Source organism: Streptomyces sp. Je 1-4 4N24, assembly GCF_026239515.1.
In the GTDB taxonomy this organism is placed as follows: Bacteria; Actinomycetota; Actinomycetes; order Streptomycetales; family Streptomycetaceae; genus Streptomyces; species Streptomyces nigrescens.
Map to the genome: position 1 here is coordinate 7,586,602 of NZ_CP110836.1, position 20,561 is coordinate 7,607,162.

A 20,561-nucleotide genomic window follows, 5' to 3' on the forward strand; every position below is an offset into this window, starting at 1 on the left:
GCTGTACGGCGGCCGCACCTTGAGCCTGGGTATGTGCCGCACCGTGGGTCTGGGTCCCCGGAGCACCCGCCGACGCCGCCCTCCTCTGCACGGCCGCCCCACTTTGAGCCTGGCTACGTGTCCCACCCTGGGCCTGGGTACGCGGCGCACCCGGCGACGCCGCCCTCTGTACGGCAGCGAACCCCGAGGCCACCCCCGCGCTTCCGTCAGCCGTCTCGTCCGCCCGTCCCGCGACCGGAAGCCGCAGGACCGGCAGGCCGAGTTCGGCGGGGCGGCCGGCGACGGGCACCAGCGCATCGCGCAGGACACCACCGGGTGCCGTGGCGCGGACGTCGTGCCCCAGCTCCCCTCCGAAGGAGGGATTGCGGTGCGCGCTCAGCGACGCGGCGAAGCCGGCCTCCGCGACGGTGCGGGGCGCCCCCAGGACCCGCTGGATGGGAGGCGCGGCGGACCAGCCGCCACCGCCACCGCTGCCGCCGCCGTCACCGTCCGCGCTCCCGGCCGAAGCCTCCGCAGGCGCCCCGGCCTCAGGCCCCTGCGCACGCTGCGCATCCTGGGCACCCCGCGACCCCCGCCGCCACCTGAACAACCCCATCCTCAGTCACTGCTCCCGTTCAGCCCGCTCCACCAGGGTGGCGATCTGTGACACGTACGCGCGCCGGTCGGCGTGTTCGAGGTCGAGGATGTCGTCGATGCCCCAGTGGAAGTGGTAGGCGAGATAGGCGACTTCCTCCTCGATACGCCCGGTCGCGTACGTCACGATTCCCCCAGGCGGCTCCCGGCCAGTTCCACTTCGAAGGGCTCCTCGCAGTGCGGGCAGGACACCGCGGCGCGCGTGTGCCCCTCCGCATTGATCTGCCGGTAGAAGTCCTGCAGAAAGGCCAGATCGGAGGCGAACATGTTCTCCACCGTTCCGTCGTGCACCGATGCGAGCGTCCCGAGCCGGGTGATGACCCGGCCCAGCAGCACGACCGACAGATACGCCGGGTTCTCGCGCACGCGCACATCCCGCAGCGGGATCAGTTCGTCCCGTGCCGTCGCGAGCCGCATCGCGCCGTTCCGGTGGACGGTCCCGGACTCGTCCACGAATCCGCGCGGCAACTCGAACTCGAATTCCGTACGCAAGGGCTCACGTTGCTGCTGCGCCCCCGCCGGACCGTCGCGCCGCATTACTCGATGACCAGCTCTTCGAAGACGATGGTGACCTGCTCGGTCAGCGCGGCGGCGTCGCCGGCCTTGACCCCGCTGGTCTCGACCTTGCTGCACCAGGCATTGCGCATGTTGTAACGCTTCACGGGGTTGTTCTGGTAGTCCATCATCATGATCGTGGCGTTCTTACGGGCCGAACCCATATCGCCCGCAATGGACTTGTTGATCCACTCGCTGAACGCGCCGCTCTGCGTCATACCGCGGGTCACCGTGCATTCGCCGGCCTTCTTCGTGCCGGGCATCTTCTTCACGACGGGCTTTCCGTCCGCCGAGACCTGCTGGTACTCGATGACGTCCTGCTCCATGGTCAGACCACTGACCTCCTGCAGATATTCGACCATCACGCCGTCGATCTGCAGGCCGAAATTGTGTGAGGTGAGGGCATCACCGGGCTGAAGGGACAAGGTGGTTCACTCCTGTTGAGGGAAGGAAAAGGGGGATGAGTGAGGGGTGAGAGGAAGAGGGAGAGGCCCCGGTTTCGGCTGCTACTCCTCCAGCTCCCCGCCACCGCCCGAGAACTGGGCCAGCCGGAAGACCACGAATTCGGCGGGCTTGACCGGTGCGATGCCGATCTCGCACACCACCCGTCCCACGTCGACGGATTCGACAGGGTTGGTCTCCGCGTCACACTTCACATAGAACGCGTCCTCGGGGCGCTGTCCGAACAAGGCGCCCGAGCGCCACTCATTCACCAGGAACGCCGAGATGTTGCGCCGGATACGGGCCCACAGTGCCTGGTCGTTCGGCTCGAACACCACCCACTGGGTGCCGATGAGAATCGACTCCTCCAGGTAGTTGAAGTAGCGCCGTACGTTCAGGTAGCGCCAGGCCGGATCGGAGGCCATGGTGCGTGCGCCCCACACCCGGATTCCGCGGCCGGGGAAGGCTCGGATGCAGTTCACGCCGACCGGGTTGAGCAGATCCTGCTCACCGCGGGTGATCTGCAGCTCCAGGTCGATGGCCCCGCGGACGATTTCGTTGGCCGGGGCCTTGTGGACGCCACGCTCGGAGTCGTTACGGGCCCACACCCCGGCCATGTGGCCGGACGGCGGGATGGTGCGGGTCTGGCCCGTGGCCGGGTCGAAGGCCTTGATCCACGGGTAGTAGAGCGCGGCGTAGCGGGAGTCGTAACCCGCGATCTCCTGGCGCCACTTGCGGATGTCGCGTGCGTTGAGCGCCGGCGGCGGGTCCAGGACCGCCATCCGGTCGCCCATCAGCTCACAGTGCGAGATCAGACCCAGCTGGACGGCCTTGACCTGCTCCAGGTCGATCAGGCCCTGCTGATAGGCGGCCATCAGGTCGGGTACGGCCACCATGTTGACCTCGTCGAGCGCCTCCAGGCCGCCGAAGCCGGTGCGGTCGGCGGAGTCGCCGATGAACTGGCCGGAGGCGAGCCGCTCGACCGCGCCGGTCCCGGCGGGGGTGGCGGGCGCCGGGGCGGGCGGGGCCAGCGTGACGGCCTGCGCGTCGGGCTTCGTCACCTGCGCCGCCGGGACGGCCTCTTCGATGGCGATCGCCTTGGACCGCTGCTTCACCTGCGCGACGACATAGTTCCGCGAGCTCTTCTTCGCGCTGACGTCGAAGCTCTCGACGACCTTGTCGCCGTCCCGGACGACCAGCTTGAAGCGGTCGGCACTGCCCTCGCCCTCGACGTCCTGCACCTCGACGGTGAGCGCCCCGCCGTTGGCGGAACCGGCAGCGATCGCCGAGACCTTGAAGGCCCCCAGAGCGGTCGGCTCCCCGGCAGTCAGCGCCCTGGGGGTCTCAGGGGCAGCGGCGGCCTGCGGCTCTCCCTCGCCGGTACCGCCGACCCGCACGACATACGCGGCCGTTCCGCCGTTGTTGAAGAACCCGTACACGGAGTGGGCGAGGTAGTACCCGTCGGTGAACTCACCGAAGGCGGCCACGTACTGGGACCAGTTCGTCACCAGCGTCGGCTCGTTGAGCGGACCGGTGGGAGCGAGCCCCACAAAGGCCGCCACCGACGTCCCGACCCCTTCGATGGGCCGCGATCCGCTGGCGACTTCCTCGACGTAGACGCCGGGGGACAGGTAGGTGGGCATGTTCTGTTACTCCCTGGATATGCGAACTGATCTGTCGGGTGTGTCTCGTGCTGCGCGAAGGCGGGAAGAATCGAAGGTGAGGAACATCGGTGGCGAGAAGAGCTGACGGCGAGAAGAACTGGTGGCGATGAGGGTCAGGGCATCGCGTACTCGAAGGTGGAGGCGAAGGAACTCATCGAGGTGGCCGCGATCTTGTCGCACCCCTTGTAGAACTCTTCCGCGTCGTTCGGATCGAAGCCGTTGGCGGAGACCAGCTGAGCGAGTGCCTGGTACTCGTTGAGTGCTCGCTCCTTGAAGTCCCCGTCTTCCTGGTCCACCTCCGCATCACGGTGGAACTGGGAGTCCTTGGAGCCGCCGGTGGCGGAGTTCCCCTTGGCCTTGGCGAAGACGGCGTACTTGGTGAGGGCCTCGTGCAGCGTGCCGGCCGATCCGGAGACGACCTGGTTGAAGGCGGCGATCGCCACGGTCGGGTTGGCTGCGGCGCGGCGGAATTCGGCGCCCTGGATGATGGCGACGATCTTCGAGCAGTACTTACGCCCGTCCTCGCTCATTCCGTCGAAGTCGTATCCCGGCTCGGTCAGGGCTCGGATGAAGTGCTTGGCGAGTTCCTTGTCGGACAGGCCGGTGCTGTTCCCTGCGCGTGCGAAAAGCGTGTCGTACTCGCCTTCCTGGGGGCCGCCCAGGACGAAGTTTCCGGTATGGCCGATGGAGTAGGAGTTTCCGGTCGGCTTGTGCGTGAACGGGTTCACCATCTTCTGGCGGTTGCGGAACCCGTCAAGGTCTTGTTTCGTCCCCCGTGAGGAGAGTCGCCGGCGGACCTCGGCGAGGCGATGGATCTGCTCAGTTTGAGGGAGGTCCACTTCCTTGTGATCCGGATTCGACGCACCGGTCTTGATGGCGGTGGGAACCACTGGCGGAAGATCGGCTGCCGCTGCCTCCCGGACGCGCCTTTCGGCGGAATCCAAGAGTTCCTCGTATGACGGCCAGCGACCGAGGTCCCGCTCGTCGCTCGCCATCTTGATGATTTCGTCCCGGACCTTCGCCTTGAACGCGTCGTCCCACCGGGCATGGCGCGCCTTGCCCTTTGCCATGAGGGCATCGAGGGGGAGGACATCTTCAGCGGCCTGCATGGTCTTGTTTGCCATTTTGAACGTGCGCTGCACGGGACGGTGCCCGTCCGCGGTGCCGTGGTCCGGGGTGTGCGCGGGGTCGGCCGTACGCTGCACACCTGCGGAAAGCACCCGGCTCGCATTGGCCTCCGCCTCTTTCTCGAACCGGTCGGACGGATCGCTCACCTTCGTCCCGTCGCCGCGGTCGGACCCCGCGACCGGGCCGTTGCGCTGCTGGATCACATGGGTCAGTTCGTGCGCGAGCATGTGGCGGCCCGCCGCGGAGGACGTGTTGTAGCGGCCGCGCTGGAAGACGATGTGCGAACCGGAGGTGTACGCATGGGCGTCGACGGACTCGGCCGACTCATGGGCGGAGGCGCCGGTGTGCACACGCACGTCGGAGAAATCCGCGCCGAGGCGGGTCTCCATGTCGGTGCGGACCGGCTCGTCGAGGGGGCGGCCCGGTGCGCGCAGGACCTCCTGGACGGGCGAACGCTGCACGCTGGAGGGCGCGGTGTGTCCGCAGCCCGCGCCGTGCTTGTGCTGCTCCTGGCCGGCCAGGAGGGCCGAGAACGCCGCGTTGCCCACGGTCCGTTGAAGGACGGCGGCCGCCTCCGGGGTGAGGCGCTCCGCCTCCCCGGCCGCGGCCAGGCGAGCCGCGTCTGCGGCCGGGGAGGGCGTCGTACGGACGGCGTGCGCCGCCCCCGAGCGGTCGTCGGCCGAGCCGGGCTGCCGGTCCTGTGCCCGCACGATGTTCCTCCCCCGTCACCACTTACTGCTGCTTTGCTCCCTACGCTTTCGACCTTCGCGTACGGGCGGTTCCGGTTGTAGAGACGAACGGGCCCCGTCGGGGGCAGAGCGCTTTGCCCGTTCGGTCACGCGGTGGGTGCCGACCGCGACGCATAGGCCTGGTTCTTGGCGCCGATGATCTGGTCGAAGGACTGGTCGGTCCCGGCCGGGCCGTACAGCTCGAAGTAGCCGAGGGACTTGCCCTGCTGAAGTGCGCTGGTGCGGTCGGCGGCGGTCTCGTACGTGAGGCTGTCGGGGCCGTCGCGCAGGATGACGGCGGCGAAGTGGTTCGCCCAGCCGTCCGCCGCCGCTCCGGTCAGGTCGACGAAGTGGTTCTCGCCGACCGCGGGGGCGTCACGTCGCACGCTGAGGCCGCCGGCCGGCGGTGTGCCGATGAGCTGGGCCGCGGCGGCCTTGCAGTCATTGGGGAGCGTGATGAGCAGCTCCTGTACCTGGGCCTCCTGGTTCTCGACGGCGGGAAGTCCGGCGAGGAAGTCGGCGGTCAGGCTCGGCATGATCACGGCGAGGTCGGTCAGGCCCTCCCGGCCGGTGCGTTCCGGGTAGGGGAAGCGCGCGGCGACCCAGCCACCGCCCATCGTGGCCACCGCCAGCTTCATGGCTTCGGACCGCAGACCGTCGACCGTGGAACTGCGCGGTTCGGCCCGCGCCTGGAGCGCCGTCACGATGCGCCGGGTGAGCGCGACGAGCTGCCTGACTTCCGGGGGGTCGGTCAGGGACTGCAGATACGCGGCACGCTTGTCGCCGCGCTGTGCCGCACTGTCCCCGGCCACGGGCTCGTGACCGGCGCCCTCCGGGTTCCGGCCGGCGGCCCGTACGGCGGCCGCGGCCCTGGCCGCGTCCTTGTAGACGGGCAGCACCCGGTAGAGGGTGCGCTCACCGGCCTGCACCGCCGCCCCGCGCTCCAGGGTGATCGGCACCTGGTCCTGGGCGTCGAGGCTGTGCGCGGCGGCGGCGATCATGTCCGCGTCGGCGTAGGCCTCGTGCCGTCCCCGGATGGCGATACCGCCGTGCGCGGAGACCTTGTCGAAGCCGAGGGCGGCCTCTCCCTCCGCGTACCGCTGGAGGTGCTGTGGGCCTCTTGCGCCCTCCGGCGCCGGGGCCAGGGCGCGGGCGACCGCCGCATTGCCCGCGGCCCGTTGGAGGGTGCGCAGCGCGTCCGGCGGGTGGGCGGACAGGGCTGCGGCGGGGGTGCGGGGGCGTTCGGGTCCGCGGGGCGCGGTGCGTGGCGCCGATTCCCCTCCCGTGGCCCGCCGTTCGTGTGCGTGCACGAGGGCTCCGTTCTGGCGGCCGGTGGTTCGTGGGTCCGTGGTCCTGGGTGGCCCGACTGCCGATTTTCGGCCCCGGCGGAAACTGCCTCCAGAGGCGGAAGGGGAGCCGAACGGGCAGAGCGGTTGCCCTGTTGAACACCGGTAAGCGTCCGGCCGCACCATCGAGAAGCCCTGATGGCCGGAGAAACGGAGGGATGAGTGGTTGGGTCACTATCGGACGTTTCCAGGGAATCGGTGTCCGTACGCTGGGCTACGTTGGTATGGCCGGTACATCAGTGCTGGTCCGAAGGGTGGGCGTGGCAGGTCGACAGGGGCCGGGGAGCGAGCGGGCGGTGCGCGGTGGCGCGGACGTGCTGAAGGGCGCGGAGGGGGCGGGCAGCCCGGACCGGGGTGACCGGTTGCGGTTTCAACTGCTCGGTCCGGTGCGGGCCTGGCGGGGCGACCGCCCGCTGAATCCCGGCCCGCCGCAGCAGCGCGCCGTGCTGGCCGTGCTGCTGTTGCACGGGGGCCGGCCCGTATCCGTACCGCAGTTGGTGGACGCGCTGTGGGGCGAGCACCCGCCGCCGCGGGCGGTGGGCACCCTGCGGACGTATGTCTCCCGGCTGCGCGGCCTGCTGGAGCCGGACCGCAGGCCCAGGCAGCATGCGCACCTGCTGGTGTCGTCGGGCGGCGGCTACGCCCTGCGGGTGCCCGGCGAGGCGCTGGATGCGTCCGTCTTCGAGGAGCGGCTGGCCACGGCGCGCCGGTTACGTGAGGCAGGCGATATCGCGGGAGCGTACGAGCAGCTGAGGGGTGCGCTGGCGCTCCCGGCGGGCATGGCCCTGGCCGGACTGCCCGGACCGTACGCCCAGCGGCAGCGCGACCGGCTCACCGAACTGTGCGTCACCGCCCAGGAGGAGCTCTTCGACTGCGTGGTGAAGCTGGGCGGGCAGGCCGGGGCGATCGCCGGACTGCGTGCCTTCGCCGCCGAGCATCCGCTGCGGGAACGCACCCAGGTCCTGCTGATGCGGGCCCTGCACCGGGCCGGCCGGCAGTCGGAGGCCCTCGCGGTGTACGCGGCCACCCGCCGTACCCTCGACGCCGAACTCGGCGCCGAGCCCGGCCGCGAACTCCGCGCACTGTACGAGGAGTTGCGTACGCGATCGAGGGGCTCTGGAACAGGGCCCGGTCCTGGTACCGGCCCTCTCGGCGACCGGGCCCGTCCTGACCGCGACCGCACCGGTGACAGCCGGGACCGTCAACCGCGCCCGCCCCGCCCTGACCGGGACACCTCGCGGATCGGCCCACCACCGCCCGTACCGGCTCAACTCCCGCCCGACATCGCCGATTTCGCGGGGCGCGCGGAGGCCGTCGCCCATCTGGCCCCGGCGCTGCGCGGGGCGGCCGGCGCGCGGGCACCGATGGTGGCCACGCTCAGCGGGCTCGGCGGGGTCGGCAAGACGGCGCTGGCCGTGCATGTGGCGCATTCCGTACGGGCCCGCTTCCCCGACGGGCAGCTGTATGTGGATCTGCAGGGCAGCGGCCTGGCTCCGGAGGACAGCAGCGCCGTTCTGACGCACTTCCTGCGCGCGCTCGGCGTCGCGGAGCGCGCGGTACCGGACGGGTTGGCGCAGAAGGCCGCCCTGTACCGCTCGCTGCTCGCCGACCGTGAGGTCCTCGTCCTCCTCGACAATGCCCGCGACAGTGCACAGGTGCGGCCGCTGCTGCCCGGGGCACCGGGGTGCGCGGTGCTGGTCACCAGCCGTGCGCGGACGCTCGCGCTGCCCGGTGCGGACCGAGTCGACGTGGAGGTGATGGCCGAAGGGGAGGCGCTGGGGCTGCTCGGCGCGATCGTGGGGGCGGAGCGGGTGGCCGCCGAGCCGGCTGCCGCGCGCGAACTGGTCGCCGTCTGCGGCGGGTTGCCGCTCGCCGTGCGTATCGCCGCGGCCCGCCTGGCGTCCCGGCCGGGCCGGGCCATGGCCGGTCTCGTGGCCCGGCTGAGCGAGGAGCGGCGACTGGACGAGCTGCGGGTGGGCGACCTGGAGGTGGAAGCGACCTTTCGGGTCGGCTACGAGGCGCTCGGGCCCGGCCTCGCCCACGCCTTCCGGGCCCTCGCCCTGTGCGGTATGCCGACCTTCTGCCGGGGCGCCGCGGCCGCGCTGCTGGACACCACCGACGACGAGGCGGAGGAGGCGGTCGAGACGCTGGTCGATGCCGGACTCGTGGAGCTGCACGGCGAGGACCGCTACCGCTATCACGATCTGCTCAGGCTCTTCGCCCGGCGGCTGGGCGAGCGCCATGACAGCCCCTGCGAGCGGGCGGCGGCGCAGCACCGCTTCTTCGACTATGTGCTGGCCACCGTCCTGACGGCGGTGCGGCTGATCGAGCCGCACCGTGTCCTGCCCGGTCTCCTGTGCCACCCGGACTCCCCGGGCCGTACGCTCGCCGATGCCGACGCCGCGCGTGCGTGGCTGCACGACGCGCACCCGCGGCTGTACGCGGCCGTGGAGTGGGCGTTGGGCGCGGCGCCCGGACTGCTGGGTTCCGCCGTGGATCTCCTCACCGCGTGGTCGCGGGTGCTCGGCGGCACCGCGCGTCACCGCGCCCTCGAACCGCTTGTGCGCCGCGCCGTGGACACCGCCCGGCAGCACGGCGACGACACGGCCACCGCGCACGCCCTGCGCCTGCTCAGGGCCCCGCACCACGGCACCGCCCCGCACCACGGCACCGAGACGTACGCATGGACGGAGAGCGCGCCAGGGGAGACCCTGCGGCAGGCCCATGCGTCCGCCGGTCCGCCGGTCAGCGCCCTGGCCGAACGCGAACCGGCCGTCGTGCCCGTGGCGATGGCCCGGGAGCTGGCGGGGCCGCCGCCGCGGCCGGCGGCCCCGGACGGAAGCGAGTACAGGCTCGGGCAGATCCGGTACCAGGCCCGCTGTGCGCCGCGGCGGGACGGGCCTCCGCGGCACGCGGCGGTCCCCTTTCGGCAGGCGCGACGGCGGTGCCGGCTCCGGGCTGCCCGCGACCGTGCACGACTGGGCCCTTGGGAATCCGAGCGGGGCCCGCCGCTCCCGGCTCCCGCGCCACCGCCCGGCCGCGAGTGCCGGTGCCGCTGCGGGCGCGGGCGCGCAAATATGGGGGAGAGCCGCGGTCTGCCGCCCGCCGCAACCCCGCCAGGGAGCCGCAAGGTGCCGTAAGGACATCTCGCTCTGCCCCCGGCTCTGCCCTTACGCACGCTGACCCGGGCCCGGCGTTGCCGGTTGACTGCCCTGGTGAGCATGTGGACTTCACTGGAACCGGCCGCGATCACCGTCGACCCCGGTTCCGTCGCGAGGGTAAGGCTGCGGGTACGCAACACGGGCGACACCGTCGAGGAGTACCGGTTGCGGCCGGCCGGCGCCGTAGCGGGCTGGACGCGGGTGGAGCCGGACGTGCTGCGGCTGTACCCCGGGGCCGAGGGCACGGCGGAGGTCGAGTTCGCACCCCCGCGTACGTCGGACGCCGTGGCCGGTCCGACGCCCTTCGGCATACGCGTCGAGCCGGTCGAGCACCCCGAGATCCGCGACGTGGTCGAGGGGCAGGTCACGGTCGGGCCGTTCTCCGAACTCCGCTGTGAGCTGGTGCCCCTGTCCGTGCGCGGCCGTTGGCGTGCCAAGGCGTCGGTAGCCGTCGACAACCTCGGCAACCAGCCGCTGACGGTTTCCCTCTCCGGCCGCGAGAACGGCGATGCCCTCACCGTCGAGCCCGAGCCGACCTCGGTCCAGGTCGCGCCGGGCCGCGCCGCCTTCGTAGACCTCAATATCCGTCCCGGAGCGGTGAGTTGGGTCGGAGGACTCAACAAGCACCCGTTCACTGTCTCCGTGCAGCGAGCCGGAGTCCCGGAACCCACCGAGCTGCGCGGCACCTACCTCCAGCCGTCCGTGCTGCCGCGCTGGGCGATGGCGGTGCTCTCGCTGCTGGTCGTGGCGGCGCTGGCCTTCGTGGCGCTGTGGTTCAGGGCCGTGCCCAAGGTGTCCACGAGCGCGCGGGAGAAGCCCGGCCAGTCCCAGAAGCTCCCGGAGAAGGAGAAGCCCTCCGAGCCGGCGCCGTCCAAGCCCCCGGAGGAGGAGAAGCCCGAGGAGAAGCCCGAGGAGCAACCCCCGGAGGAGCCCGCCGATGACGGCGGCGGGGAGCCGGAGGGCCCGAAGGAGCAGACCATCCGCTCCAACGCCAACGGCGGCTGGTACCTCCAGGCCAACGGGGGCAGTCAGGAGGACGGCACACAGATCGGCCAGAGCCCCCAGTGGACGGGTGATCAGTTCGGCCGCAATCAGTGGTGGACCATCCACCATTACCCCGAGGACAACACGGTCGCCCTGGAGTCGGCCAGCTCCCCGGGCAGCGTTGCCCAGCTGAAGGAGAACACCAACCAGGTCGAGCTCTGGGCGGCCGACCCCGAGCTACTGACGTCGGGCAAGCTTCCGCCCCAGCAGAAGTGGCGGCTGATGGACACGGGCGACGGCCGCACCCGCATCGTCAACATGCGCAACGACGAGTGCCTGACCGATCTGCAGAACGACAAGGGCGCGCTGTCCTGGAAGTGCACCGACGGGCCCGACCCCCGGCAGGACTGGCTGATCGCCGACGGGCAGTGACACCGGCAGGGGCCGGCCGCTGCCTCGCCCGGCCCCTGCCGCCCCCGGAGGGTCAGTCCCACATGGGCGACGCGTCCGGCACCAGCCGCCCCATCTTGCGGTACTCGCGCCGCGCCCCGGCCCGGACATCCGCCGCCGTCACCGGCCCGCCGCGCCCCGCCGCGAGATAGCCCGCGGTCACCGCCGCGGACCGGATCGCACCGCCGGACAGCTCGAACTCCTTGGCGCAGACGTCCAGGCCGAGGTCGTCCGCGCAGGGCGTGGCCGCCAGACAGGAACGCCACAGGGCGAGCCGCTGGCCGTCATCCGGGAACGGGAAATCGACCACCAGGTCCAGCCGCCGGGTGAACGCCTCGTCGATGTTGGCGCGCAGATTGGTGGTCAGAACGGCGATCCCGTCGAACGCCTCCAGCCGTTGGAGCAGATACGCGCTCTCCAGGTTCGCGTACCGGTCGTGCGAGCTCTTGACCTCCGAGCGTTTGCCGAAGACGGCGTCGGCCTCGTCGAAGAGCAGCACGGCGTCCGTGCGGTCGGCCTCGGAGAAGATCCGCTCCAGGTTCTTCTCCGTCTCCCCGATGTATTTGTCCACCACCGAGGACAGCTCCACCACATAGAGATCCAGCCCCAGTGCGCCGGCCACGACCTCCGCGGAGAGCGTCTTCCCGGTACCGGATTCCCCGGCGAACAGGGCCACCACGCCTCTGCCGCGCCCACCGCCGGTGCGCAGCCGCCAGGTGCCGAGCACCTTCTCCCGGTGCCGCGCCCGCTGCACCAGTTCGTGCAGCAGCGACAGCGGTTCGGGCGGCAGGACGAGCCCGTCGAAGCCGACGGCGGGCCGTACGCGCCGGGCGTGCCGGTCCAGCAGCGGCGCGGACTGCTGGCGTGCGCTGTGCTGGACATGGGCGGCGGTCACCGGCGTCCCGTCGAAGGCCGCGAGGGCGGTGGCCGCACGGGCCGCCCGCCGGATCTGGGCGGCGCCCAGCCGGTACGGCGCAACGGCCGCAGCGAGGTCGAAGCCCTCGTCCACGGAGCCGAGTGCGGTGCTCCAGACCTCGTCCGCCGCCGCCCCGCCGTCCGGCGCGTCCAGCGCGAACAGCCCGGAATCCGGGGCCCAGCCCGGGTCGTGCGGCTCGCTTCCGAACAAGACCACCGGCACGTCCCCGCCCGCCAGCGCCCTGACGAGCGCGCCGGGCCGCTCCGGCAGCGGGCCCACGACGACCGCGGCTCCCCGCAGCCGCGCCTCCCGCAGCAGTGCGCCCGCGAGGCCCGCACCGTCGCCGTGGTGTCCGTCGGGCCGATACCGCAGCACGGGCAGGCCGGCGTGCCGCAGCCCGTCGGTCACCGGTTCGGCGGCGGTACCGGGCCGGCGCTCCCGCAGATGGACGGCGAGCGGCCGCCCGCTCGCGAGCGCGGCGAGTCGCCCGGCAAACGACGCGTCGTCGGTGGGGGCAGCGCTTCCCGCAATCCCGGCGGCTCGCTGTCCCGCCGACAGCAACTCCACCTCGCCGCCGCTGAGTTCAGGATCAAGACCGTTGTCCCCCAGCAGATGGGCCACCACCCGCTCCGGCACCCGCAGCGCCCGTCCCGGCAGTGGCCGGTCCTCGTCCTCGATGACGAGCAGCCCGCCGGACAGCAGTGGCGCGGCGGGGTGGAAGCGGGCGCGGGCCTCGGCCTCGTACGGGCCGGTGCCCGCGAGGTCCAGCGCCAGCGCGACCGTGGCACGGCGACGCCCGACATCGTCGTTGAGATAGCCGTACAGGGGCTCGAAGCTCCGGTCCACATCGGGCGCGAGCGCGGCCAGGAGGATCTGCAGGTCCAGGGCCGACAGCCCGAACCGCCCGGCGAGCGCGACCGAGCGGTCCGACGGCCCCGGTGCCTCGTCCGCCGGCTCGCCTGCATGTGCCCCACCCGCTGTGTACGACGTGCCCGTGCCCTCCGCCGGCGTTTGCGCGGCCAGCCGTCTGGCGGTCTCCGGGGTCACATACAGCCCGCGCAGCGGGTCCGCAGCCGTCGGATCGTCGGCGCTGCGCCGCTCGACCAGCCCGGCCACCCGCTCGCGGAGCCCCGCCAGCCGGCCCCGCAGCGCCCCGCCGGCGTTCTCGCTCACCGTTTCACCGCTCACCGTTCCCCCTCGCTGTCCTTCGCGGATGGCGAGGCGTCCGGAGTGGACCGGAGCATCCGGGGCGCTGAGTCGCCGGGGACCCCGTCGAGCCCGCGGACGACCGTGACCGCCCCCTCCGTGACCGGCGGCGCCACCTCGTACGACGGCGAGACCGGGAAGGGCACCGTGATCACCACGTCCAGGGACGGCTTGAGTTCGCCGCCGAGCGCGGACCAGATGTCGGCGATCGAGCGGGACTCGGGGGGCGGCACCGCAACCGTGAGCGGGATGCTCACCTCCAGTGCGCGGAGCGTCTGCGGCAACGCGGCCGCCGGCAGGATCTCGTGCGAGAGCAGGCACCCCAGCGCGGCGGACAGCAGCCGATGCTCGTCCTCCGGGCGGGTGGTCCACGCCGTGACCAGATAGGACAGCCGGAACCAGCGCGGCGGCTGGCGTCTGCGCACGATCACACCCCTCGCGTCCCGCTCCGCGATCGCCCCGCGCTCGCGACGGGCGACGTCCTCGCGAATGTCGTAGAGATACGCATTGAGCGTGGGGGCGTTGCGCCGCGCCGCCCAGTCGCGGGTGGGCGCCTCGAAGGCGACGTCCCCCGCGCCGTCCGGCAGCACCCCGCCGCGCAGCACGGACCGCACCGCCTCATCGACTTCGTGGATCACGCGCGTTCCCCCGCCCCGTGACCCGTAGCCCGTACGTCCTCCGCCAACTCCGTCACCGCTCCACCCTTTGCTTTCGCACCCGCACCTGTTGCTGCACCTGCACCTGCACCCGCGCCCGTATCCGTGCCTGCTGCCGCCCCCATCAGATGTATCCCTCTCGCAGCGCGTAAGCGACGGCGTGCGCGCGGTTGTGCAACTGCAGCCGCGTCATCAGGGCGTGCAGGACGTTCTTGACGGTGCGTTCGGAGTAGGCGAGCTTCTCGGAGATCTGCCGGGTGTCCAGGCCCTCGGCGACCAGCCGCAGCACATCGACCTCGCGCTGCGCCATCCCGAGCGTGGGTGCGATGCCCACGGAGGCGGAGGTCGTCACCGACCGCCGCAGCCGCCCCACCTGTGTGAGCAGCGTGCTGATCAGGTCCGGCGGCAGATCGCCCTCGCCGCGTGCCGCGCTCTGCACCGCCCGCAACAGCCGCTGCGGGGTGGCCTGATGACGCCAGAGTATGGCCCGCACGCCGTACTCCACGATCGTCATCAGCTCCGGCTCGCGCAGATCCCGGGCGATCAGCACCACCCGCTGCTCGCCGCCCCGTACGAGCCGCCTCAGCTCCGTCGCGGCGATCTCGTCGAACCGGTCGATGGGCATGATCGCCACGGCCCCGACCGCCTGCCCACCGCCTTCTTTCTCTCTCCCCCGCTCCGCCTGTTCCGCCCGCTCCCTGGCCGCCGCGCCGCCCTGGTTCTGGACGATCTCGACGGCGGGCTGGTGCTGTAGGTGACTGACGACCCCGGCCCGACTGAGCGGGTCGGAAGCGTGCACCGTCACCGTGACACGTGTATCCAGCACTTGTGTTCCTCGTCTCGCCCCCGTTTACCGATAGCCGCAGAATGCGCGAAGGCAATCAACAAACGTTTACCGGGCAATCAACGCCGGAGCGGAACCCTCCGGTGAGCCAGGCGAAGAGGGGCACGAGAAACGAATCGCCGGGGAGGGGAGCGGCGAGGAAGCCGGGGGTAACGCGCGGTGCGGGCGGGCGCGTTACCCCCGTGGCGGGAGTCCTACCGCGAGGTGGAGGCCGCCCGCTCCGGCGCCGGCGTCTGCGACGGGTTGCTCCGCGGGTGCTGCGGGTTGAGGAACCACTTACGGGCGGAGGCGAACCACCAGGTGCCGGCGAAGACGAGCACCACACCCACGGTGAGCGGGGCGTAGTTGAACGTCTCGATGGTCACCGGGCTCAGCTGGGGCAGCATGAACAGCACGGTGATGATCACGACCCAGCCGACCGCGATCAGGCCCACGGGCTTCGACCAGCGCCCCAGGTGCCAGGGGCCGCGCCGGAAGTTCTCTCCCTGGCGCAGCCGCAGCAGGGTGGGCACCACGTACGCGATGTAGAGGCCGATCGTCGCGATGGAGGTGACGGCGGCGTACGCGGTCGTGTTGAACAGGTACGGCAGACCGAGGACGAACGCACCGCCGGCGGCGAGCCACACGGCGTTGGTCGGGGTGCGGGTCCCGGGGTGGAGCTTGTGCCAGACGGAGGAGAACGGCAGCGCCCCGTCGCGGGAGAAGGCGTAGATCATGCGGGAGTTGGCGGTCACCGAAGCCATCCCGCAGAACAGCTGGGCGCCGATGATGACGAGCAGCATCAGCTTGCCGGTGCTCGCACCGAGCGCGTCCAGGAAGATCTGCGCCGGCGGCACACCGGTGTCCGACTCCAGGGCGCCGTTGTAGGACTGGATGGCGAAGGTCAGGCCGAAGAGCAGCACGAATCCGGCGGCCCAGGACACGACGATGGAGCGGACGATGCCCTTCGGCCCCTCGACCGAGGCGTTCTTCGTCTCCTCCGTCATGTGGGCGGACGCGTCATAGCCGGTGAAGGTGTACTGCGCCATCAGGAGCCCGATGAGCGCGACATAGACCGCGGAACCCCAGCCGGTGTTGTTGACGAACTCGGTGAAGACGAAACCGGGGGACTGGTGCTTGTCGGGGATGATCAGCAGGGCACCGACGATCACCACGACGCCGATCAGATGCCACCACACCGAGACGGTGTTGAAGAAGCCGACGACGCGCACGCGGAAGGTGTTCACCACGGCGTGCAGCAGGAGGATCACACCGAAGAGGGTGATCGTGTGGGCGGGGGTGGCGGCGTAGCCGAACTGAAGGTTCAGGTAGGCGTTGAGGAACGACGCGGCGCCGAAGTCGATGCCCGCGGTGACGGCCACCTGGCCGAGCGTGTTGAACCAGCCGGTGAACCAGGCCCAGGCCGGGGCGGACTTCTGCGGGGCGAGCTTGTGCGCCCAGAAGTAGAGGCCGGCGGAGGTCGGGTAGGAGGAACAGACCTCGGCCATGGCCAGGCCGACGAACAGGGTCATCAGGCCGACGAGGACCCAGCCCCACATGATCAGGGCCGGCCCGCCGGTGTTCATACCGAAGCCGTACATGGTCAGGCAGCCGGACAGGATGCTGATGATCGTGAAGGAGACGGCGAAGTTCTGCCGCCCGGACATCGAGCGGTCCAACGTCTGGGCGATACCGAGTTCGGCGAGGCGTTCCTCCTCCGTCTGCGTGACGCTTGGCATGTCCAATGGCATGGCTGAGCCTCTCCTGTTGGTGGCGCGGTGACGTGCGGAGCAACCTCGGTCGGCGCTACGGTCCGGACCCCTTGACCGCCCACTTCCGATGCCGGGCGAAGAGCTGCTGAGCGTCTCCGCAGTAGCTCCACGGCACATCCGTGGCGTACGGGCCGATGGCGTCGAACACCTCGGCCGCCGCCCGGTGCTGATTCGCGAAGGACATCGCGTGGGCCAGGTAGTTGGCGTCCTCGTGGAAGGCGGCGTGCGGCATGGAAGGGGCCCGGTACGTCCACCAGTTCACCCATGCCTGCTGGGTCGACGGATTGTCCGTCCAGGGGTGGACCGTCAGGCCGTAGCGGTGCCCTTCCTTCTTCATCCGCGTGCGGTGCGACTCGGCGAGCGCGACCAGCGGGAGGACGTGCAACGGCATCCCGCGGGGGACATGGGCGCACCGCTCCTGCGCCCAGTGGAACATCTCGCCCGCCACGCCGTGCCAGTCGGGGAACATGTAGGTGAGGAGCTCGTGGTGCGCCTCCCTGTTCCACGGGTCGCGTTCCTCGACCTCCTGCCACACGCTGTGCACCGTCTCCCGCCACTGCCGGTCGCGGTCGGGGGAGTGGTAGCGCAGCAGGGCGAGCATGACGACGTACGGCGTCGGATCGGCCGGCAGGGCGTCCCCGGCGGCATGGCAGGTCTCCCAGGCCTGTTCCATCTCCGGTCCGCTGCCCTGCCCCCGTGGGCCGGCCATCGAGCGCAGGGCCAGGACGGTGGCGAGAAGGGCCAGGGCGTGCGGAGAACGAGGTTCGGCCTGTGCCCAGGTGTCGGCGAAGGTGAGCCGCGACCCGGCGCGGGCGAGCACCTGGAGACGGAAGATACGGCGGTCCCAGTCGGCACCGGTCGCGGTCAGCAGTTCCCGTGCGCCTTCCCACCTGCCCATCGCGGCGTCCTCCACCACTGCGCGCAGGCGGGTGTCGTCCCGCGCCGGATGCCGGTCGAAGGCCGGTTGGCGTCTCACCGTTGTCCCGTCAACGGTCTCTCGGGCGAGGGGAACAGGTCCTCACCGTGCGCAAGGGGGGTGTCAACGGGCACTTTTCAAGCCTCCGGGTGGGCGTCCGCCGTGCCGGACGCCGACGTAGGGCGAGCGCGTCGCGCTGAGCGAACGACCATGCGGCCGGCAGGGCGGGTATGCCCGGCGTCCTTGACGGGCGGGACAGCGAGGGCATCGGGCGGGGCGGCGATACACCGGTCCCACGTCGCTGGTGAGGGGCCTGCCCGGACACCGGTGGGGTCCGGCGACGGTGCCCGTGGGCCCCGGGTCCGGCCCTTGCCGGGCTGTCTCGTGCGCAGGCGAAAGCCCGATGCGACCTTGAGGGGCAATCACCGCAATCTCCTGTACGTGGCATGCATGTACTGCGCAAGCGGACTGTCAACTTCGTTCATGAAGTGCTGACTTGAGAAAGAAGACTATTCACTGAGGAACCTCGGCGCACATTCCTTCGGGGATAAATCTCAGGCGATGTGGCTTCCTCGTCGGCGTGCGGGAAGGTGTCCGCGTCCCCTGGGGTCTATCGGCCCTTGCGGCAGGGCGAGTTGACCGCTCCGACCGGTGCCGCCCCGAGAAGCCCCGGCCCTGCACTCCGAAGGTTTGGCCAACGCATTTTGGTCACGGCATCGTCACAGGTTCTTCACTTCATCTATTTCGATGTTCAACCACTCGATACTCTTCCGGTTCCAGACACCTAGGGGGAATCGTGGCGTATCAGCAATATCCGTCCCAGCCCGGACAGCAGCCGTCTATGCCGCCCGGTGTGTACGCGCCGCCACCGCCGAAGAAGAAGGGGGTCGGCGCAAAGATCGGCATCGGATGCGGTGGCGCCTTCGGTGCGCTCGTCCTCATCGGCGTCATCGCCGCCGCGATGGGCGGCGGCGACACCGGAACGCAGGCCGAAAACAAGCCGGTCAAGGCTTCCGCCGCACCGGCGAAGGAGCGGGCGAAGGCCGACGCCGAACCGGCCGAAGCCAAGCCGCAGGAGAAGCCGAAGGAGAAGCCCAAGGCGGCCCCCAGGTCACCGGCCGACCAGTTCAAGGCCTTCGTCGCGAAGAACGGAAGCGCCAACGAGAAGGCGGCCATCGGGCACGTCACCAAGGTCCAGGGCGCCGAGGAGCAGAACGACATCCTCGACTCGGTGGACATCTACACCGACTTCACCGGCGGCCTGATGGGCCCTCACCAGAGCGAGGGCAAGCTGATCGCCTCCGCCTTCGCCGACTGGAAGGACTCCAAGAACGGCCTCGTCACCATCTATGACGTCAAGGGGGAGCTCCTCGCCAACTGCAATTTCTGACCGCCCTGGCGCGACGACACCACCTGTCTCTCCGGTTTCAGCCGGGCGGCGGCTCGCGACCGTGGGCAGGGCCATGCGTGCAGGGGAGCATGCAGTCGCAAGGCAGGGGGGCCACTTGTCCAGAAACCAACGACCGATGTCGCCGGAGGAGAAGAAGAGCGCCCGGCTCGGCTGTGCGGTCATCGCCGTTCTCGTGCTGCTGGTTGGCGGGTGCGTCAACCTGATGGACGGCGAGGGCGGCGAGGACGGCTCGAAGTCGTCTGCCAGTAGCTCCGTCTCCGACGCCGCGGACGCGTCCGATGCTTCTGACACGTCGGACGGATCGGACGCGTCCGACGCGTCCGACAGTGATTCCGGCACCATCACGGTGCCGGACTACACCGGCCGCAACCTCCAGGAGGCGCAGGACGACGCGCAAGGCAGGGGCATCTACCTGCTCAAGAGCGACGATCTGTCCGTCCGGCAACGCCTGCAGGTGTGGGACCGGAACTGGCAGGTGTGTGATCAGGAGCCGGCCGCCGGGACGGTCATGGCGGACACCGAGACGCTGACGTTCGCCGTCGTGAAGGCCGGCGAGAGCTGCGACGAACCCGACGAGGCGGCATCCGCGGGTGATGACGGAACGCCCGAGCCCACGGACGAACCGACCGAGCCCGGCAGTTCCAGCTCCTCCGGCTCCTCCGCCTCCGGCTCCTCCGGCGCGGACGAGAGCGGTTCCTCCGGCGGTTCCAGCTCCTCCGGCTCCTCCAGCTCCTCCGGGAGTACGGGCTCCGAGGGTGGCAGCAGCTCTACGACTGGTGGCGAGGAGCAGTCGCAGGCTCCGGCAGGGGCCTCGGCGCAGTGCAACGACGGGACGTACAGCTACAGCCGGCACCGGCGGGGCACCTGCAGCCATCATCACGGGGTCGCCGTCTGGCTGAGGAGTCTTCCGGCCTGAACGGGCGCCCGGACCGGGGGCGACCGGGCGTAAGGAGCGGGGCGTAAGGGACGGGACACGTACGGGCACCTGGCCGTGCAACCTTCAACGGCGGTGGGCGGTCTTCACGACACCATCACACATTGCCAGGGGGACCGATCATGTCGTACTCGCAGCAGCCCGCGCCGCCCGGCCGGCAGCCCCACCCCTTCGCGCCGCCGCGGGCCACCGAGCCGCCGGAGAAGAAGCGCGCCACGCTCAAGATCGCAGTGGGTGTGGTCTGTGCGTGCATCGTCTTCGGGCTCGGGGCCGCGGTCGGCGGCGGCAAGAAAGCCGAGGCGAAGCTCGCCCCCACCGCCACGGTCACTGTCACCGCCAAGGCGGCCAAGGCCAACGCGGACAAGCCGAAGCGCGGCGCGAAGCCCGCCGAGAAGCCGGCGGCACCGGCGGGTCCGGACACCACCGTCGGCCAGGGCAGCTACCTCGTCGGCGAGGACATGGCCGTCGGCACCTACCGGACCGGCGGCCCGGCCGCATCCGATGTGTCGCTCTGTTACTGGGCGCGCGCCCAGGACTCCAGCGGTGACATGGACAGCATCCTCGCCCACGGCACCCCCCAGGGCCCGGTCCGCGTCACCGTCAGCGAGGGGGAGACGTTCGAGACCAACGGCTGCAAGGAGTGGACGAAGGTCCGGTGACCGGTTCGTCGCAGCTCAGGGAGTGGTCTTCGGCGGTCGCGCCGTCGGTCGTCGTGGGCCGCCGTACCGCGCCGCCCGGCCCGCCGCCGGGGGCGTGAGCGGGAAAGGGGTGGGTGCCGTGCCGTGCGGCGGCCTACTGGTTTCCTCCGCTCGCATCCGGTCGGAGTCGGTTCCTCCG

Annotated in this window: 16 protein-coding genes; 5 read left to right on the plus strand and 11 right to left on the minus strand. The window is 70.9% G+C overall.

From position 1 onward, the window contains the following. Positions 1 to 601 precede the first annotated feature (601 nt). The 6 genes from SLV14N_RS33190 to SLV14N_RS33215 all read right to left on the minus strand — a co-directional run bounded on the left by SLV14N_RS33190 (position 602) and on the right by SLV14N_RS33215 (position 6,459). Positions 602 to 760 carry a DUF6760 family protein gene (locus SLV14N_RS33190; protein ID WP_208686034.1) on the minus strand — a complete coding sequence of 53 codons (159 nt, stop codon included), beginning with the start codon at positions 758 to 760 and terminating at the stop codon, positions 602 to 604. Further along, entirely contained in the window at positions 757 to 1,170 is a 414-nt protein-coding gene (locus SLV14N_RS33195; protein WP_109888413.1) for a hypothetical protein, read from the minus strand. The genes SLV14N_RS33190 and SLV14N_RS33195 overlap by 4 nt, the downstream gene beginning before the upstream one ends. Further along, the gene (locus tag SLV14N_RS33200) at positions 1,170 to 1,613 is read right to left on the minus strand and encodes a phage tail protein (protein WP_018087540.1); all 444 of its coding nucleotides are present in this window, start codon (positions 1,611 to 1,613) and stop codon (positions 1,170 to 1,172) included. The genes SLV14N_RS33195 and SLV14N_RS33200 overlap by 1 nt, the downstream gene beginning before the upstream one ends. Before the next feature lie 81 nt (positions 1,614 to 1,694). After that, positions 1,695 to 3,272, minus strand: a complete 1,578-nt coding sequence (locus tag SLV14N_RS33205; protein WP_208686038.1) for a phage tail sheath subtilisin-like domain-containing protein — start codon at positions 3,270 to 3,272, stop codon at positions 1,695 to 1,697. Between the two features lie 134 nt (positions 3,273 to 3,406). Further along, positions 3,407 to 4,969 carry a DUF4157 domain-containing protein gene (locus SLV14N_RS33210; protein ID WP_263273347.1) on the minus strand — a complete coding sequence of 521 codons (1,563 nt, stop codon included), beginning with the start codon at positions 4,967 to 4,969 and terminating at the stop codon, positions 3,407 to 3,409. Between the two features lie 287 nt (positions 4,970 to 5,256). Next, positions 5,257 to 6,459 carry a hypothetical protein gene (locus tag SLV14N_RS33215; protein ID WP_208686040.1) on the minus strand — a complete coding sequence of 401 codons (1,203 nt, stop codon included), beginning with the start codon at positions 6,457 to 6,459 and terminating at the stop codon, positions 5,257 to 5,259. A gap of 296 nt (positions 6,460 to 6,755) precedes the next feature. Between SLV14N_RS33215 and SLV14N_RS33220 the strand changes: the two genes are divergently transcribed. Then, positions 6,756 to 9,635: a BTAD domain-containing putative transcriptional regulator gene (locus SLV14N_RS33220; RefSeq protein WP_263272328.1), complete on the plus strand. Its 2,880-nt coding sequence runs from the start codon at positions 6,756 to 6,758 to the stop codon at positions 9,633 to 9,635. Between the two features lie 81 nt (positions 9,636 to 9,716). After that, positions 9,717 to 11,072 (plus strand): RICIN domain-containing protein, encoded by a 1,356-nt coding sequence (locus SLV14N_RS33225; RefSeq protein ID WP_263272330.1) that lies wholly within the window; start codon positions 9,717 to 9,719, stop codon positions 11,070 to 11,072. A gap of 52 nt (positions 11,073 to 11,124) precedes the next feature. On the opposite strand, the gene SLV14N_RS33230 is transcribed toward SLV14N_RS33225, so the two are convergent. From SLV14N_RS33230 to SLV14N_RS33250, 5 genes are all read right to left on the minus strand, one after another. Continuing rightward, entirely contained in the window at positions 11,125 to 13,194 is a 2,070-nt protein-coding gene (locus tag SLV14N_RS33230; protein WP_263272332.1) for an ATP-binding protein, read from the minus strand. Continuing rightward, the gene (locus tag SLV14N_RS33235) at positions 13,191 to 13,850 is read right to left on the minus strand and encodes a DUF4255 domain-containing protein (RefSeq protein WP_208686048.1); all 660 of its coding nucleotides are present in this window, start codon (positions 13,848 to 13,850) and stop codon (positions 13,191 to 13,193) included. The genes SLV14N_RS33230 and SLV14N_RS33235 overlap by 4 nt, the downstream gene beginning before the upstream one ends. Positions 13,851 to 13,992: 142 nt before the next feature. Beyond that, positions 13,993 to 14,694, minus strand: a complete 702-nt coding sequence (locus SLV14N_RS33240; protein WP_208686050.1) for a response regulator transcription factor — start codon at positions 14,692 to 14,694, stop codon at positions 13,993 to 13,995. A gap of 212 nt (positions 14,695 to 14,906) precedes the next feature. Continuing rightward, positions 14,907 to 16,430: an amino acid permease gene (locus SLV14N_RS33245; RefSeq protein WP_263272333.1), complete on the minus strand. Its 1,524-nt coding sequence runs from the start codon at positions 16,428 to 16,430 to the stop codon at positions 14,907 to 14,909. A gap of 67 nt (positions 16,431 to 16,497) precedes the next feature. Continuing rightward, positions 16,498 to 17,439 carry a hypothetical protein gene (locus SLV14N_RS33250; RefSeq protein ID WP_263272334.1) on the minus strand — a complete coding sequence of 314 codons (942 nt, stop codon included), beginning with the start codon at positions 17,437 to 17,439 and terminating at the stop codon, positions 16,498 to 16,500. A gap of 736 nt (positions 17,440 to 18,175) precedes the next feature. Here SLV14N_RS33250 and SLV14N_RS33255 point away from each other — a divergent pair. The 3 genes from SLV14N_RS33255 to SLV14N_RS33265 all read left to right on the plus strand — a co-directional run bounded on the left by SLV14N_RS33255 (position 18,176) and on the right by SLV14N_RS33265 (position 20,383). Next, complete coding sequence (locus tag SLV14N_RS33255; protein ID WP_263272335.1) at positions 18,176 to 18,769, plus strand: hypothetical protein; 594 nt, start codon at positions 18,176 to 18,178, stop codon at positions 18,767 to 18,769. A 136-nt stretch (positions 18,770 to 18,905) separates the two neighbouring features. Further along, entirely contained in the window at positions 18,906 to 19,706 is an 801-nt protein-coding gene (locus tag SLV14N_RS33260) for a DUF3761 domain-containing protein (RefSeq protein ID WP_263272337.1), read from the plus strand. 140 nt (positions 19,707 to 19,846) lie between these two features. Further along, entirely contained in the window at positions 19,847 to 20,383 is a 537-nt protein-coding gene (locus SLV14N_RS33265; RefSeq protein WP_263272339.1) for a hypothetical protein, read from the plus strand. Positions 20,384 to 20,561 lie beyond the last annotated feature (178 nt).

Excerpts from the sequence above, each read along its gene's own strand:
- SLV14N_RS33245 (WP_263272333.1), bottom strand. The coding sequence starts at position 16,430 with ATGCCAAGCGTCACGCAGACGGAGGAGGAACGCCTCGCCGAACTCGGT.
- SLV14N_RS33205 (WP_208686038.1), bottom strand. The coding sequence starts at position 3,272 with ATGCCCACCTACCTGTCCCCCGGCGTCTACGTCGAGGAAGTCGCCAGC.
- SLV14N_RS33225 (WP_263272330.1), top strand. The coding sequence starts at position 9,717 with ATGTGGACTTCACTGGAACCGGCCGCGATCACCGTCGACCCCGGTTCC.
- SLV14N_RS33260 (WP_263272337.1), top strand. The coding sequence starts at position 18,906 with ATGTCGCCGGAGGAGAAGAAGAGCGCCCGGCTCGGCTGTGCGGTCATC.
- SLV14N_RS33265 (WP_263272339.1), top strand. The coding sequence starts at position 19,847 with ATGTCGTACTCGCAGCAGCCCGCGCCGCCCGGCCGGCAGCCCCACCCC.
- SLV14N_RS33195 (WP_109888413.1), bottom strand. The coding sequence starts at position 1,170 with ATGCGGCGCGACGGTCCGGCGGGGGCGCAGCAGCAACGTGAGCCCTTG.